General features: G+C 70.7%; 15 protein-coding genes and 1 pseudogene. 5 read left to right on the plus strand and 11 right to left on the minus strand.

Annotation, left to right across the window (positions count from 1 at the left end; translation table 11 throughout):
- The first annotated feature begins 135 nt into the window (after nt 1-135).
- Nucleotides 136-492 (plus strand): hypothetical protein, encoded by a 357-nt coding sequence (locus tag OG707_RS00860; protein WP_329113204.1) that lies wholly within the window; start codon nt 136-138, stop codon nt 490-492.
- Nucleotides 493-560: 68 nt separating this feature from the next.
- On the opposite strand, the gene OG707_RS00865 is transcribed toward OG707_RS00860, so the two are convergent.
- Genes OG707_RS00865 through OG707_RS00875 form a run of 3 tightly spaced genes read right to left on the minus strand, consistent with a single transcriptional unit; the run spans nt 561 to nt 2154 of the window.
- On the minus strand, nt 561-1058 hold the full coding sequence (locus OG707_RS00865; protein ID WP_329113205.1) for a nucleoside deaminase: 498 nt from the start codon (nt 1056-1058) through the stop codon (nt 561-563).
- A gap of 28 nt (nt 1059-1086) precedes the next feature.
- Nucleotides 1087-1557: a cyanase gene (gene cynS / locus OG707_RS00870; protein WP_329113208.1), complete on the minus strand. Its 471-nt coding sequence runs from the start codon at nt 1555-1557 to the stop codon at nt 1087-1089.
- A gap of 27 nt (nt 1558-1584) precedes the next feature.
- Nucleotides 1585-2154 (minus strand): carbonic anhydrase, encoded by a 570-nt coding sequence (locus tag OG707_RS00875; protein ID WP_329113210.1) that lies wholly within the window; start codon nt 2152-2154, stop codon nt 1585-1587.
- A 124-nt stretch (nt 2155-2278) separates the two neighbouring features.
- Between OG707_RS00875 and cynR the strand changes: the two genes are divergently transcribed.
- A complete protein-coding gene (gene cynR / locus OG707_RS00880) occupies nt 2279-3184 on the plus strand; it encodes a transcriptional regulator CynR (protein ID WP_329113212.1) in 906 nt (301 codons plus the stop codon).
- Nucleotides 3185-3448: 264 nt separating this feature from the next.
- Nucleotides 3449-4618, plus strand: a complete 1170-nt coding sequence (locus tag OG707_RS00885; RefSeq protein WP_329113214.1) for an alanine--tRNA ligase-related protein — start codon at nt 3449-3451, stop codon at nt 4616-4618.
- Here OG707_RS00885 and OG707_RS00890 read toward each other — a convergent pair.
- From OG707_RS00890 to OG707_RS00905, 4 genes and pseudogenes are all read right to left on the minus strand, one after another.
- On the minus strand, nt 4615-4884 hold the full coding sequence (locus OG707_RS00890) for a hypothetical protein (protein WP_329113215.1): 270 nt from the start codon (nt 4882-4884) through the stop codon (nt 4615-4617). The genes OG707_RS00885 and OG707_RS00890 overlap by 4 nt on opposite strands.
- A gap of 33 nt (nt 4885-4917) precedes the next feature.
- Nucleotides 4918-5148, minus strand: a complete 231-nt coding sequence (locus OG707_RS00895) for a hypothetical protein (RefSeq protein WP_329113217.1) — start codon at nt 5146-5148, stop codon at nt 4918-4920.
- 158 nt (nt 5149-5306) lie between these two features.
- Nucleotides 5307-5486 (minus strand): annotated as a pseudogene (locus OG707_RS00900) (GNAT family N-acetyltransferase); the annotation flags it as partial.
- 24 nt (nt 5487-5510) lie between these two features.
- Nucleotides 5511-5780: a hypothetical protein gene (locus tag OG707_RS00905; protein ID WP_329113219.1), complete on the minus strand. Its 270-nt coding sequence runs from the start codon at nt 5778-5780 to the stop codon at nt 5511-5513.
- 183 nt (nt 5781-5963) lie between these two features.
- Between OG707_RS00905 and OG707_RS00910 the strand changes: the two genes are divergently transcribed.
- Nucleotides 5964-7415: a PP2C family protein-serine/threonine phosphatase gene (locus OG707_RS00910; RefSeq protein WP_329113221.1), complete on the plus strand. Its 1452-nt coding sequence runs from the start codon at nt 5964-5966 to the stop codon at nt 7413-7415.
- A gap of 26 nt (nt 7416-7441) precedes the next feature.
- Here the strand turns inward: OG707_RS00910 and OG707_RS00915 are convergent, their stop codons facing one another.
- Nucleotides 7442-8932 carry a DNA-binding protein NsdB gene (locus OG707_RS00915; RefSeq protein WP_329113223.1) on the minus strand — a complete coding sequence of 497 codons (1491 nt, stop codon included), beginning with the start codon at nt 8930-8932 and terminating at the stop codon, nt 7442-7444.
- 233 nt (nt 8933-9165) lie between these two features.
- Between OG707_RS00915 and OG707_RS00920 the strand changes: the two genes are divergently transcribed.
- A complete protein-coding gene (locus tag OG707_RS00920) occupies nt 9166-10308 on the plus strand; it encodes an aminoglycoside phosphotransferase family protein (protein WP_329113225.1) in 1143 nt (380 codons plus the stop codon).
- A 90-nt stretch (nt 10309-10398) separates the two neighbouring features.
- Here OG707_RS00920 and OG707_RS00925 read toward each other — a convergent pair whose 3' ends face one another.
- The 3 genes from OG707_RS00925 to OG707_RS00935 form a co-directional block, all read right to left on the minus strand.
- Complete coding sequence (locus OG707_RS00925; RefSeq protein WP_329113227.1) at nt 10399-11736, minus strand: N-acetylmuramoyl-L-alanine amidase; 1338 nt, start codon at nt 11734-11736, stop codon at nt 10399-10401.
- A 216-nt stretch (nt 11737-11952) separates the two neighbouring features.
- Nucleotides 11953-12453 carry a hypothetical protein gene (locus tag OG707_RS00930; protein WP_329113229.1) on the minus strand — a complete coding sequence of 167 codons (501 nt, stop codon included), beginning with the start codon at nt 12451-12453 and terminating at the stop codon, nt 11953-11955.
- A gap of 67 nt (nt 12454-12520) precedes the next feature.
- Nucleotides 12521-15382 carry an ATP-binding protein gene (locus OG707_RS00935; protein WP_329113231.1) on the minus strand — a complete coding sequence of 954 codons (2862 nt, stop codon included), beginning with the start codon at nt 15380-15382 and terminating at the stop codon, nt 12521-12523.
- Between the last annotated feature and the right edge of the window lie 102 nt (nt 15383-15484).

Genomic DNA, 15484 nt, shown 5'->3' on the forward strand with positions numbered 1-15484 from the left:
CCACTGACAATGCCGCTGGGAGCCGTGGTCCGCGAGATCCAACTTCGTTAATCAGTACGCACGTTACTCGCACATCAGTACGATGAAGCCCGCTCCCCTCGGAGCGCATCCTTGACCCCACACCTCAGGAGTGTCATGCGCAAGCTTGCCCAGATTCTCGCCGTCGCCTCGCTGACCGCCGCCACCACCCTGGTCTTCAACGGCACTGCCGAGGCCTCCACCGCCTCGCCCGCGTCGGTGAGCAACAAGTGCACCGAGACCGTCAAGATCCGCGCCTCGGCCAGCACTTCGGCCACCATCAAGGGCTACTGCTACACCTACAGCACAGTGACCAGCATCTGTTACAACGTCGGCACCACCGTCTTCGGCAACCCCTATTGGGACAAGGTGCACGTCGTCACCCCCAAGCAGTGCATGGACTGCACGCCGACGACCACCGACGGATGGATCTCCGAGTACTACCTCTCGAACAAGAACGCCGTTCACTGCTGACCTTGCCGACACGGGACGAGCCGCGTGACCACTCCATCGTGGTCACGCGGCTCGTCCCGGCGTGGCGATCAGGCGGTGGGCGTCCCGGCCACCCGTCGTTCTCCGCCGTTGCGCTGCTGCCAGAGCTTGTAGACCTCGACCGCTTCCTCGCGTGCGTCGTGACGCATCGGCAGGCGCCGCTCCGTCCAGTCCTTGGCGAACTCGCCGTAAAAGGTGTCGAGTTCGAAGTACTTGCGGTCGTCGACGTAGTGCGGCTCGTACGCGTCGCGCGTGGTGAGGAAGACGACCTCGTCGGGCGAGCAGTAGTACAGAGAGCCCAGGCACATCGGGCACGGGTGGGCCAGTACGTAGATGGTCGTGCCGGTCAGGTGCTCCGTGCCCAGCTTCACGCACGCCTCGCGGATGGCGAGGATCTCGGCGTGGGCCGTGGGGTCATTGGTCTGGGCGACCTTGTTCGCGGACTCGGCGAGAATCTCGCCGTCCTTGACGATCACGGTCGCGAACGGGCGTCCCCCCTCCTCGACGTTCCTGCGGGCAAGGTCGACGGTGCGCTGTGCGAAGTCCATGAAGGTTCCTTACGCGTGGGGGGATGGGTCAGAAGGGCTTGGTCGGCAGGTACTTGCCGTCGAGCGTGATCACAGCACGCTCGCCACCCTCCGGATCGGCGACCTTCCGCACGTCCAGCTTGAAGTTGATCGCGCTGATGATGCCGTCGCCGAACTGCTCGTGGACCAGGGCCTTGAGCGTGGTGCCGTAGACCTGGAGCATTTCGTAGAAGCGGTAGATCGTCGGGTCGGTGGGGATGCCGCCGGGGATGGATCCCCGGGAGGGGATGGTCTGCAGCAGCGTCGCGTCGTCCTGGTCCAGGCCCAGGAGTTCGGCGACGGCCCGGGAGGAGCCCTCGGGCAGCGGGTGCTGGCCGAGTACGGCCGCGGTGACGTAGGCGACGGAGAGGCCCGCCGCATCGGCGATCTGCTGCCAGGTCAGGTCCTTGCGCACCTTGGCCTCGACGGCCTTGGCGGCCAGGATCTGACGGGCTGCGGGGTCGAACTGGGCGTGCGTCATGAGGGGTGGTTCCTTTGCGTGGGAGGTTCAGACGGAGGTGACGGTGCCGGTGGGGATGTCGTAGACCCAGCCGTGCAGGGTGACCGCGTCCGCGGCCAGGGCGCGGGCCACCGAGGGATGTGTGGCGAGGTTCGCCAGCTGGGCGCGCACGTTCTCGCGTACGAGCGCGTCCACGTTCTGCGCACCGTCCTCGCCGGCAGTACGGGCCCGGGCGGCATCCGCGTGACGCAGCCACTCCGCGATCGCCGGTGCGGCGCTCAGGTCGTGGCGCTCGGCGAGGGCGGTCATCGCGCCGCAGGCGGAGTGCCCGCACACGACCACATCGGTCACGCCGAGGACGGCCACCGCGTACTCGATGCTCGCGGCCACACCGTCCGCTCCCGGACCGTGGGCGGGGACAAGATTGCCCGCCGTACGGATGACGAACAGCTCACCCGGTTCGCTCTGCGTGATCAGCTCCGGCACCACGCGGGCGTCGGAGCAGCTGATGAACAGCGTCGTCGGCCTATGGGTCGCCGCCAGGTGTGCGAAGAGCTCCGCCCGGGCCGGGTAGACGTCCCGCCGGAAACGCGCGACGCCGTCGATGAGGTCCTGCATGGTCACTTCCTTCGGTGGTTGCCGACCCCGTGGGGTTGACGAGATCCACCCTGCACGACCTGCATCTATAGTGTCCAAGACGCAATTTCGATGGCTCCTATCGACCTCATCTATAGTTGTGCGCATGGCCCCGGAACTCCGTCATCTGCGCTATCTGCTCGCAGTCGCCGAGCACGCCAATTTCACCCGTGCCGCCGAGGACCTGCGCATCTCGCAACCCACGCTCTCGCAGCAGATCAAGCAGCTGGAGCGGACCGTCGGCGCCCAGCTGCTCGACCGCACGGGGCGCACGGTGCGCCTCACCGACGCGGGTGAGGTGTACGTCCACTACGCCCGCCGCGCCCTGCACGACCTGGCAGCGGCCGAACGTGCCGTCCTGGACGTCGCAGACCTCGGCCGCGGCCATCTCCGCCTGGCCCTCACCCCCACGTTCACCGCCTACCTCGTCGGCCCGCTCACCGCCGAGCTGCACACCCGCCACCCCGGCATCAGCCTGGACGTCAAGGAGATGCCCCAGGACCGCATCGAGGCCGGCCTGCTGTCCGACGACATCGACCTCGGGATCGCCTTCCACGGCCCCCACCTGCCGGGCATCGCCGCAACCCCCTTGTTCACCGAAGTCCTCGGGCTGGTGCGCGGCCCGGGCCGGTCCCGGGCGCACGGATCAGGACCGCTCTCCGTACGCGATCTGGCCGACCACCAACTCGCCCTGCTCAGCGGGGATTTCGCCACCCGCGGCCATATCGACGCCTACTTCGCCGCCCACCAGGTGCAGCCGCACATCGCCGTGGAGGCCAACTCCATCCAGGCCCTCACCGAGATCGTCCAGCGCACCACACTCTCCACCGTCCTGCCCGACGCCATCACCCACGACCACCCCCGCCTCGAGCCCGTCCCGCTCGATCCGCCCCTGCCGACGCGCACCGTCGCCCTCCTCCACCGCGAGAACGCCTACCGGAGCGCGGCCGCCCTCGCCTTCACCCGCCTCACGCAGGACGTCGTCCGCACCCGCGGATACGCGCCCGCCTGAGGCCCGCGCACGCCGTACGGAAAATTGCGTGCACGACCCCCGCACCATCACTTACCGTTGATCCCATGAAGGTCAACGTCCACACCACCGGCACCACCGCGACCGCGCGAGCGACCAGCTCCCCGGTTGCCGCCGACTGACCTCAGTCACCCCCTCTTTCCACCGGCGACCGGAAACGGCCCGCCGGTGCTCTGACGGACTCCTGTCCCGCCTTCCTGTGCCGCGGCCTTTCCGGGCACGCCCCAAGGCGAAGGATCCGCCACCATGAACACCGACCTTGTCGTCCGAACCTTCATCGAGTACTTCGAGGAGCGCGGGCACCGACGCATCACGGGCTCGTCACTCCTCCCACCGACCGGCGACCCGGTTCTCTACACGACGTCCGGCATGCACCCCCTCACCCCGTACCTCGAGGGCAGACCGCACCCCCTCGGCAGCCGCCTGGTGAACGTGCAGCGCTGTCTGCGCACCACCGACCTGGACGAGGTGGGCGACGACACGCATCTCACCGTCTTCGAAATGCTCGGCACGTGGTCGCTCGGCGACTACGAGGGCTCGCTCAGCCTGGAGTGGGGCCACGACCTGCTGGTGAACGGCTTCGGGATCGACCCGGGCCGACTGCATGCCACTGTCTTCGGCGGCGACGACCAGGTGGGCCCCGACACCGAGTCCCTGCGGATCTGGCAGGAACGCGGAGTCCCCGTGGAACTCACCCGCGACGAGAACTGGTGGTCCAACGGCCCCACCGGGCCCTGCGGTCCCGACTCGGAGATCTTTCTCTGGACCGGCGACACACCACCGCACTCCACACCGACGCAGGACGACCGGTGGGTGGAGGTCTGGAACCACGTCATGATGCGCCACCGCCGCCACGAGGACGGCAGCCTGCACCCGCTCCCGCGCGCCAATGTCGACACCGGGCTGGGTCTTGAGCGCCTCACCACACTGCTGCAGGGCAAGAAGTCGGTCTACGACTGCGATCTGTTCGAACCGTGGATGCGGCTCGTGCCACCGCTGTGGCACCTGGACGAGCTGTCCCTGCGCATCGTCTGCGACCATCTGCGCTCGTCGGTCGTCGTCATCGGCGACGGCGTCCTGCCCTCCAACACCGGTCGCGGATACGTACTTCGCAGGCTCGTCCGCCGCGTACTCACCACACTGTGGCGGGAGGACCCGTCACGCTCGCTCCAGGACGTGCCTCTCGAACTGCTGGAGCACACCCTGGACCACTTCCAGCAGGTGACGGACGTACGAACGGTGCACGAGGTCCTCCTCGACGAGGAGCGCCGCTTCACCGGCCTGCTCGAACGGGGTCGACGGGTCCTGTCCAAGCCGCGCTTCACCAGCACGCTCACGGACACCGACTACAGCTATCTGCACGACACCCACGGTCTGCCGCGCGACCTCGTCGTGCTCCTCAGGACCGACCTCTAGGGGGCCGTGTCGAGCGCCTCCAGCAGCAGGGTCACCGTCGCGGCGGCCGCGTCCCGGTCGCCCTGCACCAGGGCGGTCTCGGCGAGGTCGGTCAGGAGTGCCACCGCCGCCTGCACCACGGCCGCCCGTACGGGCACCGTGCGCAGGGCGGCGAGCGCAACCGAGGCCTGTTGCCCGGCAGTTGGTCTCGGCCCGGTGGGGCCCGACGGAATCAGCGCATGAACGCCGCGGCCCACACCGGGTACTTCGCGTGAGGATGCTGTCACCTCCCCAGTCTCCCGCACCCTCACGCGCCGCGGTCACAGACCGCGGATGACGCACCCGTTCCGCTCGGCTTCCGCCCTCCAGGCGGGAACCGGATCCACGAAGTACTGGATCTCGCCGCTGCGGTACGCGTCGACGGCGCTCTGCAGTTCGACACACGGCGGGCACGCCGCACGGGCGGCATCGGCCGCCGACGCGACCGGGGCGAGCAGGACGATGCCGGCGACCGCCGCAGCGGCGGGCAGAGCGAAACGGGTGAGGACCATACGGGAACGCCTCCTGGGGCGGGGAAACGGGTGCGGGTGACGGACGCCCGGCCGCATTCCGGCGGGCGCCCGCCCTCAGGCTTGCGCACCCGCACCCTCGTTCCGCAGCACCACGCTGGTCCCGTCAGCCTGTTGCCGGGACACGGTCGAGCGCCGGGTCAGGCGGGCAGGGGGCCGTCCAGCGTCCAGGCGGAGTCGTGCCGTGTGAATCCGATGTGCGGGTAGTAGCCGACCGCCGCGGGGGCCGCGAGAAGGATCAGCTTCGCCTCGGGCGCCGCTTCCTGGGTGGCCCGTACGAGCGCCTTCCCCACACCCCCGCTCTGGAACGACGCGTCGACGGCGAGATCGCTCCGATCGGACCGTCAGGGCGTATCGCCCTGCCAGTCCCAGCGCTTGGGGTCCCCGGCCCTGGGTCCGTACGCCGCGTGCCCGCCGGGTCCGTACCGGCCGATCTCCGTGCGGAGCGCGGCGCCGTCGCGCAGTTGGCGCGCGCTGCGGCCCGTCACGTCCAGCAGGAGGCCGTCCAGCGGGCCTCCGACCAACTCGGCGTAGGCGCGCCCCGGTCGTGGACCCGGATCGGGATCGTCGTGATCCGCTCCGTACACGCGTCCCCTCATGATCTGCTCGTCCATGAGTGCAGCATCGCAGGCACCACTGACAGTCCGTCTTCCACCGCGAAGCCCATGGCATATGCCAGGAGCACCACCGCCTCGAGTGTTGCCAAATCCCTTACGGGCCCTCGCTCCCTGTGCAACAGTCGTTACCGGTCCATCCGTCAGTGACCTGGCCGTGCCGCGCCTGTATCGGAGTACGTCATGCCGTCCCATCTCTTCGCGGACCGCCCCGCCCCACAGCCGCCCCAGCGGGAAACAGTCGACGCGCTGATCACCCGCACGCGCCGGCTGCGCGGGGACGTGGACGCGGTGCGCCGGGAATCGGTGATGGACGACGACGAGGTGCAGGGACGCTGGCACCGGGCACTGTGCGATCTGGCGGTCCACCACCTCGACGACCTGGGCGCGCATCTGGGACAGCTCAAGGAGGGTTTCCCCGCCGAGGCCGCGGAGGAACTCGCCGCCGAACTCGCCGGATACGGGGCCCAGGACGGTGCGACGGACGACGCCCCGGCCGCCTCCCTGCTGAGCCGGGTCGGCAGCGCCGAGTGGAACCTGCTGACGGACGAGGCGAGTTGGTCCGAGGAGCTCTTCCAGATCTTCGGGCGCTCCCCCGAGAGCGGTGCGCTGTCGCTGGACGAGCTGCCCTCCGTGCTCTTCGCCGAGGACCAGTCGCTGCTGACCGCGATGGTCACGGACTGTCTGGTGGACGGGCGGACCATCGACGGGGAGTTCCGGATCGTACGGCCGGACGGCTGTGTGCGGACGCTCCACATGATGGGCGAGCCCGTGCTCGACGAGGACGGCTGCACCGCCTCCATGTGGGCGGTCCTGCGGGACGTCAGCGAACTGCGGCGCAGTCAGCGCACCGTACGGGAATCGCGGGACACGCTGCAGCGCAGTCGGCAGATCGCCGAGACCGAGCACCGGCTCGCGGTCGAACTCCAGGAGACCGTACTGCCACCGTGGCGCGGCTCCCTGCGCCTGCCCCAGACGGGGCCCGCGGCGCTGGATCTCGCGGCACACTATCTGCCGTCGGCGAGCAGCGCGCTGATCGGCGGCGACTGGTACGACGCACTGGAACTCGCGGACGGACAGACCCTCCTGAGCGTGGGTGACCTGACGGGCCACGGAGTGACGGCGGCGTCCGGCATGGCCATGGTCCTGGGGGCGCTGCGCGGCATGACGCTCGCCGGCATCGGCCCCGGCCCTCTGATGGGCCATCTCAATCAGCTGCTCGAGACCTCCGCCCAGCCCGCGTTGGGAAGTGCGGTGTGCTGCCGGTACGACCCCGGGACGCGGACGCTGGCGTGGGCGCAGGCGGGACACCCCGCCCCCTTGCTGTTCCGCGAGGGGACGGGGCGTGCGCTTCCGCGGCCGGACGGCGTACTGCTCGGTGCGACGACGGGTGCCGTGTACGAACAGACCGAGGTCGGGCTCCTGCCCGGCGATCTGCTGGTACTGCACACCGACGGGCTCACCCGGCGCAATGTGGCGGACGGGCCCGACTCGGACCGACTGCTCGCGCTCGCACCACGGTTCGCCGAGGCCCGCACATCGCAGGAGTGTGTGCGGATCATCGTCGAGGAGTGCGGCGAGGCGGAGCGTGAGGACGACGCCTGCGTGCTGGTCGCGAGGATCGGTTTCCAGTAGTACGTGCTTTCTTCCGGACCCCTCTTCTAGATGTCCTTGCTCCTCGGCCGGCTCCGGGGCAGGGAGAGCTGGATCTCCTCGCGCAGGTCCTGGATCTTTCCGTGTCCCGAGTACTGGCCGGTGAGCCGGTACATCTCGCGCAGCCTGTCCCAGGTCCGGTGCGAGGAGGTCTCCCCCATCGACACGAGCGCGAGACGGGCGTACCGGTCGGCCTGCTCCGGGTCGTCGGCGATGAAGCACGCCGAGGCGAGCGAGATGTAGTCGAAGATCTTCGAGCGCTGCCGTCCGTTCACCCGCAGATCGAGGGCCTGCCGGGCGTGCCGCTGTGCGGTCGCCGCTGCCGACGGGTCGTGATCGGCGAGCGTACGGAAGGCGAGGGCCTGCATTCCGTGCAGGTCCGCCTCGTCGAACATCTGCATCCAGCTCGGCGGTGGTACGTCCCCCTTGTCGGAGACGAACAGGTCCTCGGCCTCGCCGAGGGTGCGGCGCATCGCCTGGCCGTGCCCCATGGCGGCCTGTGCCCAGGCCTCGATGGTGTGCAGCATGGCCCTCGTACGGGGCAGGGTCTGTTCGCCCGATCCCGACTTGGCGAGCTTCATCAGGTCCAGCGCGTCGTCGGGACGGCCGAGGTGCACCATCTGACGGGCCGCGCGGGAGAGGGCTTCGCCGGCCCGTGGCCGGTCGCCGCCTTCGCGGGCCGCGTGGGCCGCGATGACGAAGTACTTCTGGGCCGTCGGTTCGAGACCGATGTCGTGCGACATCCAGCCTGCGAGGACGGCGAGGTTGGCGGCGACGCCCCAGAGGCGCCGCTGCAGATGATCGGGGTGGCGGTAGGCGAGCATGCCGCCCACCTCGTTGAGCTGTCCCACGACCGCCTTGCGCTGGAGACCGCCGCCGCGGGCGGCGTCCCAGGCGCGGAAGACCTCTACGGAACGCTCCAGTGCCTCGATCTCCTGCGACCCGATGGGGGCGGCCTCGTAGCGGTCGAACCCAGCGGGGTCGGCGTGCAGGGGATCATCGAAACGGGGGGCGTCCGACGCGAGGGCCGGATCGGTGTGGAGCCAGTCGTGCATGGCGCTGCTGAGCGCTGAGCCTGCGGCGAGCGCGGCGCCCGCGCCCACCATGCCGCGTCGGTTGAGCATGAGGTCCATTCCCGTGAATTCGGTGAGGACCGCTGCCGTACGTTCGGGCGCCCACGGGAGGCCGTCGGGACTGGTGCGATCTGCATTGCCGACGTCCTGCCGTTTCCCCGCGCGCCCGGGCCGTGCGAACCCGAGGTCCTCGATGGTCACGACACGACCGAGACGCTCGGTGAACAGTGCTGCCAGCACCTTGGGCACCGGTTCGCGCGGGCTCTCGCCCATGTCGATCCAGCGCCGTACGCGCGAGGTGTCGGTCGCCAGCTGCGGGTGGCCCATGGCCGCCGCCTGCCGGTTCACTAGTCTCGCCAGTTCGCCCTTGGACCAGCCGGCCAGGCCGAACAGATCTGCAAGGCGGGTGTTGGGTTCTCCGGTCACGTCAAGCCCCCAGGTTCTCGGCTGAGTTGACAGTAACCCCCTGTCAGATGCGGTGGGGATATTCGCCAGGGTTCGCCAGGGTGCGCCACATGGTGTGCCACCCACGGGCCGGTGTCAGGTAGGAAAGCGCCACCCCGACCCGGTGGCCGGACCGCACTCCCCAGGGTGCGTCCCGGGCACCGGGGCGGGCAGCGCACGTAACTCGTCGGCACACGAAGGGATCTGTCTCCCCCATGTACACAGCATCGTCCTCCGTGTCTGCCCCTCCCCGGCCGCTCCGTCCGCTTGCCGCGGGCGGCGGACCGTATCTCGACCCCTCCCACGCCGCAGCGGCACTCGGCACCGGTCGGATCCGGCGTGCGGCGGGGACGGGGGCCCAACCGCTCAGCGGGAGACTCGACTTGTCAGGTCCCCAGGGCTCGCAGCTGCGCATGGCGATCGCGTCGGTGCACCGCATCTGCCCGGAGTTCAACCCGGTGCAGATACTGCGCCGGAGCGGCCGGTCCGTCCTTCTTGTCGGAACGACAGGACGGACGACCGCGGTTGCCAAGTGTCTGCTCGACAACTCCCCAGTGTGGACCGAGCGGTTCCGCCACGAGATAGCCGCATACCGCTCCTTCGTACGGCACCGCCCGCCGGTGCGGGTGCCCCGGCTGATCGCCGCCGACCCCGAGAACTGCACCCTGGTGATCGAGCGGATGGCCGGACGGGCCGCGGCTCTGCAGCGCCACCCGGTCGAGGCCCCGCCGCGCGCGGACGTGCGGGCCGCGCTCGGGGCGATCGCCCGGGTCAACGCCTGGCGGCCGCCGGCCGGGATGTTCGACGCCCCGCTGGACTACGCGTCCCGGATCGCCCGCTATCACGAGCTGGGGCTGTTCACCGACCGCGACCTGGGCGATCTGCAGAAGCTGCTGCACGGTCTCGCCCATGCGGGCGGGAAGCAGGGGATGGGGCAGTTCTGCCACGGTGACGCCCTGCTCTCCAACATCCTTCTCTCGCCTGCCGGTCCGGTGCTCGTGGACTGGGAGCTGGCGGGCTGGTATCTGCCGGGGTACGACCTGGCGACGCTCTGGGCGGTACTGGGCGATGCCCCGGTGGCGCGCCGGCAGATCAGCCAGCTGGCGCAGGCGGCAGGACCGGCGGCGCGTGACGCGTTCCTGGTGAACCTGATGCTGGTGCTGACCCGGGAGATCCGTCACTACGAGACGGCCGTCCAGCGCACCATGCGCGAGACGGCACCGGCAGGAGCCGCGGGCCAGTCCCAGCAGCCCGGTGTCCTGTCGCACGGCGAGGAGCAGCGCCTGCTGCTGCGGCGGCTGCACGACGACTGCGCGCTGGCGCGCAGGGCCGTCCGAGCCGCGGTGGGCACTCGCTGAGGCGCCTCGCCGGGTGAAGAGGGGGAAGTGCGATGCGGGTCCAGCGCCGACACACTGGGCCCGCATCGCACTGCGCTGTCGGTGGCGCCGTCAGTGCGCGCGGACGATGTCCACGTCGTCGGCCTTGACGAACGCGACGCGGTGGCCGATCTGGACCGTCACGTACTTCGTCGCCCCGGGGAACCAGGTGTGGTCGTACGGGAAGGACGAGTCGATCGTCGGCGCGTAGTAGTAGCCGGTGGGCGCCACGCCGCCGCCCGGGTAGGACTGGCCCGTCTTGATCGTGTACGGGAGCGGGGTCCCGAGGCGCGCCCCGGTGAAGTCCGCGGGGTACTCGGACTTCTCCGGATAGGTCACCCCGTACACCGGCACGTCCGTCCTGCCGGCCTTCGGCTTCACGACGTAGCCGCCGGTGGGTGTGGTGGTGCGGGTGCCCTTCGGGGACTCGAACCAGGCCTTCTGTCCGTACCACCAGATCGCGGTCCAGCCGGGCTTGCGCTCGGCGACGACGGCCTGCTGGGTGGCGCTGATCTTGCTGCCCCAGTCCGCGGCGCAGTTGGTGCCCGCCGAGCCGTCGGTGTGCAGGCCCGGGTCGGAGAAGAGCGGGGCGGTGGCGGAGGGTTCGGTGTGGAGCGGGACCGCGCTGCTCGCCTGCACGGGGAGGTCCACACCCTTCTCGCAGTCGCGGAAGGCCTGGAGGTTCTTCTTGAACACCGGGTTGACGGTGACGAGTTGGCTGCCGGGGAAGGCCGTGGGCACGGTCGGCCTGCCGAGCAGGGTCATGAAGTAGTTCCAGTCCCAGTAGGTGCCGGGGTCCCAGTGCATGGCCTTGGTCCCGGCCGCGCTGGTGGGCGGGACGTTGTCGTGGCCGATGATGTGCTGGCGGTCCAGGGGGATGTCGTACTTGGCGGCGAGGTAGCGGACCAGGGTGGCCGTGGAGCGGTACATCTCGGGGGTGTACCACTGGGCGCCCTCGGTCGCGACACCCTCCTGCTCGATGCCGATGGACTGCGAGTTGATGGACCAGTTGCCCGCCTGCCAGGCGATGTCCTTGTCCTTCACCATCTGCGTGACATGGCCGTCGGCCGAGCGCACGACGTAGTGGGCGGAGGCGGCCCGTGTCGGGTCCTGGAAGATCCTCAGCGTGGTGGCGAAGTCCTCTTCGGTGTCGTGCAGGACGATGAATTTGATCTTGTTGGTCTGCGGCCGGTTCGAGGTGTCGTAGTTGCCGTACGTCTCCTTGTCGGCGGGGTCACCGGTCTGCTGGTACGCGGCAGGGACCCAGTCGCAGTCGAGGATGCGCGGGCACTCCGGGCGGGTGCCGTCGGCGCTCGCCTGCGCGACAGGTCCGGTCAGGGCGAAACTGAAAGCGCTCGCGGCGGTGAGCGCGAGCGCGAGTCTGGTCCTCTGGGAGTGCTTCGACGTCATGTCGGCCCTTCTTGCCGGGAGTTGCGCGTGGCGATCTCGCCGTACGGTATGGGCGCACACTCTGTGACGTGAGGTGAACGCGCGTCAAGAGTGCCGCGCGGGCCGAAGGACGAGACAGTGGTCCAAACCACTGGAAGGGTGTTTGACCTGCGACAAGAAAGCAGCAACGGGCCCTCGGAAGGGGCCCGTTACGCGACTTTTACTTGAGTGGTGCGCTCAGCCCTGCTGGAACATCTCCGCGGGGAGCGGCTTGAGCAGTGCGTACAGGTCGTCGGTGATCGGCCGGTCCCAGCTGGCGATGGTGACCAGCACGCCGTCGCTGCGGTCGAACTGCACGCAGGAGATACGGCTTTCGGAGAGCTTGAGGCGGCGCACGATGAGGAGGTTGTCGCCCTGCATCACCGGCATGTCCTCGGTGTCCAGGACCTCGACCGGCTCGTCGTTCTCCAGTGCGGCCAGCAGCTGTGCGACCTCGAAGGGGATCTGGCCCTCGGCGAGCTCGCGGGCCGGAGAGCCGTCGGGCAGGTTGCCGATGATCATCGCGGGTCCGCGGCCGCCGAACAGGTCGTAGCGCAGGAAGACGCCCTGACAGCTGCCGTCGGGCGCGGGCAGCAGGCCGGCGCCGAGGTTCCCGGGCCAGTCACCCGGGTCCATGGCCAGGACGTCGAAGTCCGGGCCCGCGGGAGTGGCGGCGCTGCGGCGGCGGAGGAAGGACATGGAGCCATGGTACGTGGCCCGGGCACGCTGCCGAAGCCGGGGCGGCCCGCTCCTTTCGCAGCCCTTCTCAGGTTCCGAGGGCCGCGGCGAGACCCGTTCGGTCGGTGCCTACTTTCCGGTAGACCGCCGAGAGGAGGCGGGCGACGGTGGGCTCGTCGGTGCGGAGTGCGGCCGCGACGGTGGCCGCGTCGTCTCCTCGTACCGTCATGGCCGCCGCGGTGCGCTCGCGGGCGGTGAGGGTGTCGGTCTCCGTGGAGCGGAGCCGGCTGGGGCGGAGCCCGGCTGCGGCGAGTTCGTCGCGGGCCGCTTCCGCGAGGCTGTCGGCGCCGCACTGCACGGCCGCCTCCAGACCCCGGTAGAGGTGTTCGGCGGCTTCCTGGGGGCGGCCGGTGCGGCGCTGCTCCGCTCCGAGGGCGACGAGGGCGCGGGCCAGTTCGTAGGCGGCGGGCGAGCGCTCCAGGTGGGCGACCGACTCCTCCAGGAGCTTGGCGCGGTCGGGTCCGCCGCCGACCTCGGCGGCGACGCGCAGGGCCTGGCCGACCGCCGATTCGGTGCCGTACTGGCGGGCGCGGCTCACCGCTTCGAGTGCTGTCTCGCGGGCCAGGTCGGGGGCGTCGTGCGCTTCGGCGACGGCGAGGTGAAGCCGCCAGGGGCACCAGGCGGGATTGCGCATGCCGCGGGGGTCGAGGCGGCGGCCCGCCGCGGCCAGCTCGACCGCTGCTTCTCCGGTCCGGCCGCGGGCCAGCAGGAGCTGCCCGTACACGGTCTGCGAGTCCGGGAACGTCACGGCGGCGGGGAAGGGGGCGGTGAAGTCGTGGTCCCGGGCGACCTCTGCGGCCTCGGCGGTACGCCCGCGGGCGAGCAGGACCTCCACGAGGACGCCGGTGGCGTACCACCAGACGGGAGTGCGGGCGCCGACGCGCTCGGCGAGGCGGATGCCGGCCTTGGCGAAGTCCTCGGCCTCGACGAGGCGGCCGCGCCGGTAGCGGATGTAGGCGAGGAGCGTGTACGCGAAGGACAGGTGCGCCCCGCGCCAGCCCTGGCGCTCGAATTCGGCGGTGCCCGAGGCGAAGAGCTCCTCGGCGCGGCCCGGCCGGTCCGCGTACATGAAGACGAGGGCGGTCAGGACGGGCACCTCGAAGCCCCGGCTCTCGTCGGCCCAGCTGAGGCCGCCTTCCAGGGCGCGCTCGGCGTGGTGCAGGCCGATCGCGGCGGACTCGCCGCGCAGGGTGGCGTCCCAGGCGCGCAGGCCGATGATGTAGCGCTCGGTGAGGTCGCGGCCGGTGAGGCGGTCGGCGAGCCGCGACAGCCTGCGGGAGCGGGCGGGCGAGTCGGGTTCGTCGGAACGGAAGGCGTCCCACATGAACTTCTCCGCCTGCATCCGGAGTTTGGTGCGGGCGTCGGTGGTGAGCCGTCCCTCGCGGCCGAGCAGCTCGGAGGCCTCGGCCAGACGGTCGCTGTGGGCCAGGACCTGGGAGAGGCGGTAGACGATGCCCTGGCGCAGGACCGGGTCGGCGATGGGCTCCTCCAGGGCGGCGCGGAGGTGGTTGACGGTGGTCGCCGGTTCGGTGAGGAGGGAGGAGCAGCCGAGTTCGTAGAGGACGGCGGCCCGCTCCTCGAAGGCCGGGGGTTCGCGCAGGGCGCGGGCCAGATAGCGGCGGGCGGCGTCGGGGGCGCCCGCGCGCAGCGTCTCGCCGGCGGCGGCGCGCAGATGGTTCACGACCCAGGGGTCGCCCTCGGGGTGGGTCTCCAGGAGGTGGCGGGCGGCGGCCGGGGAGCCGAGGCCCGCGTCGACGACGGACCAGGCGGCCTTGCCGTGCAGGGCGACGCGTACGCCGTCGGGTATGGCGCGGTAGACGGCGGTGGCGATCAGCGGGTGGACGAATTCCAGCGTGTCCGAGCCGGTGATGATGCGGGCGTCGCGCAGCCGGTCGGCCGCGTCGGAGGCCTCCTCGCGGCCGAGGCCGGCGATGTCCGCGGCGAGGGACGGGGAGATCTCGGTGCCGAGGACGGCACAGGCCCAGGCGAGGCGGACCGTGGAGGTGCCCAGACGCTCGAGGCGGGCGATGAGTCCGCTGCCCTTGACGGCGGCGGCCAGGTCGCGCAGGAGGTGGGCGCTGGATTCGCTGGGGTTGAGGTTGCGGTCCCTGACCTTGGCGGTCAGCTCCACCGCCTCGAAGGGGTTGCCCGCGGTGACCGCCCAGCATTCGCGGCAGAAGGCGTCGTCGGCGTGGGTGCCGATGTTGTCGCGTACGAGACGGGATATGGCGGTGGCGGTGAGCGGTTCCAGGCCGATGGGCCGGGTGCCGGAGCGGCCGGGCAGCCCCCTGAACTCCTGTGCGTGTTCGGGGAGTTCCTCGGGCCGGTAGGCGACCACGAGGAGCATGGGGAGGTCTTCGGCGCGGGGCGCGAAGGCGGAGAGCCAGCTGAGGGACTCGGGGTCGGCCCAGTGCGCGTCGTCGAGTACGAGGACGAGGGGGGCGCGCTGGACGGCGAGGTGGGTGAGGACCCAGTCGAGGCCGTCGCGCAGACCCTGGGGGTCGGGGGGTGCGCCGGTCTCCGCGACGCCGAGGCCCAGGGCGGGGCCGACGATGGAGTACCAACTGCCCAGGGTGGAGCGGACTTCGGCGTCGGACGAGCCGGCGAGCTGGGGCTGGATGAGCTGGCGGGCGACGTGGAAGGCGACCTTCTGCTCCTGGTCGCTGCCGCGTGCGGACAGGACGGTGCAGCCCTGTTCCGCCGCGCGGCGGCGGACTTCGGCGAGGAGTGTGGTCTTGCCGAGGCCGGCGTGACCCGCGAAGGCGAGGAGCGCGCCGCGGGGGCGGAGCGGGGCGCCGACGACACCGTGGCGCAGTCCGGTCAGCTCGCTCAACGCCTCGTCGGCGGCGGCCAGTTCGGCCTCCCGCTCCAGGAGCCGGCGCCTGGTCATGGTGCACCCCCTGCTCGGGCGTGCGCCCCGGCGCGCAGGGCGGGGCCGGGCCTCGTACGTCCGTGAGGCACCTCAGCGTACGCCTGTACGGACTCCGTGGGA

This window comes from Streptomyces sp. NBC_01465 (assembly GCF_036227325.1).
Classification (GTDB): domain Bacteria; phylum Actinomycetota; class Actinomycetes; order Streptomycetales; family Streptomycetaceae; genus Streptomyces.

Bases quoted from the DNA above. Each gene is read 5' to 3' on its own strand.
- OG707_RS00860 (WP_329113204.1), top strand. From the start codon at position 136: ATGCGCAAGCTTGCCCAGATTCTCGCCGTCGCCTCGCTGACCGCCGCC.
- OG707_RS00865 (WP_329113205.1), bottom strand. From the start codon at position 1,058: ATGGACTTCGCACAGCGCACCGTCGACCTTGCCCGCAGGAACGTCGAG.
- cynS (WP_329113208.1), bottom strand. From the start codon at position 1,557: ATGACGCACGCCCAGTTCGACCCCGCAGCCCGTCAGATCCTGGCCGCC.
- OG707_RS00875 (WP_329113210.1), bottom strand. From the start codon at position 2,154: ATGCAGGACCTCATCGACGGCGTCGCGCGTTTCCGGCGGGACGTCTAC.
- cynR (WP_329113212.1), top strand. From the start codon at position 2,279: ATGGCCCCGGAACTCCGTCATCTGCGCTATCTGCTCGCAGTCGCCGAG.
- OG707_RS00885 (WP_329113214.1), top strand. From the start codon at position 3,449: ATGAACACCGACCTTGTCGTCCGAACCTTCATCGAGTACTTCGAGGAG.
- OG707_RS00895 (WP_329113217.1), bottom strand. From the start codon at position 5,148: ATGGTCCTCACCCGTTTCGCTCTGCCCGCCGCTGCGGCGGTCGCCGGC.
- OG707_RS00905 (WP_329113219.1), bottom strand. From the start codon at position 5,780: ATGGACGAGCAGATCATGAGGGGACGCGTGTACGGAGCGGATCACGAC.
- OG707_RS00910 (WP_329113221.1), top strand. From the start codon at position 5,964: ATGCCGTCCCATCTCTTCGCGGACCGCCCCGCCCCACAGCCGCCCCAG.
- OG707_RS00920 (WP_329113225.1), top strand. From the start codon at position 9,166: ATGTACACAGCATCGTCCTCCGTGTCTGCCCCTCCCCGGCCGCTCCGT.
- OG707_RS00925 (WP_329113227.1), bottom strand. From the start codon at position 11,736: ATGACGTCGAAGCACTCCCAGAGGACCAGACTCGCGCTCGCGCTCACC.
- OG707_RS00930 (WP_329113229.1), bottom strand. From the start codon at position 12,453: ATGTCCTTCCTCCGCCGCCGCAGCGCCGCCACTCCCGCGGGCCCGGAC.
- OG707_RS00935 (WP_329113231.1), bottom strand. From the start codon at position 15,382: ATGACCAGGCGCCGGCTCCTGGAGCGGGAGGCCGAACTGGCCGCCGCC.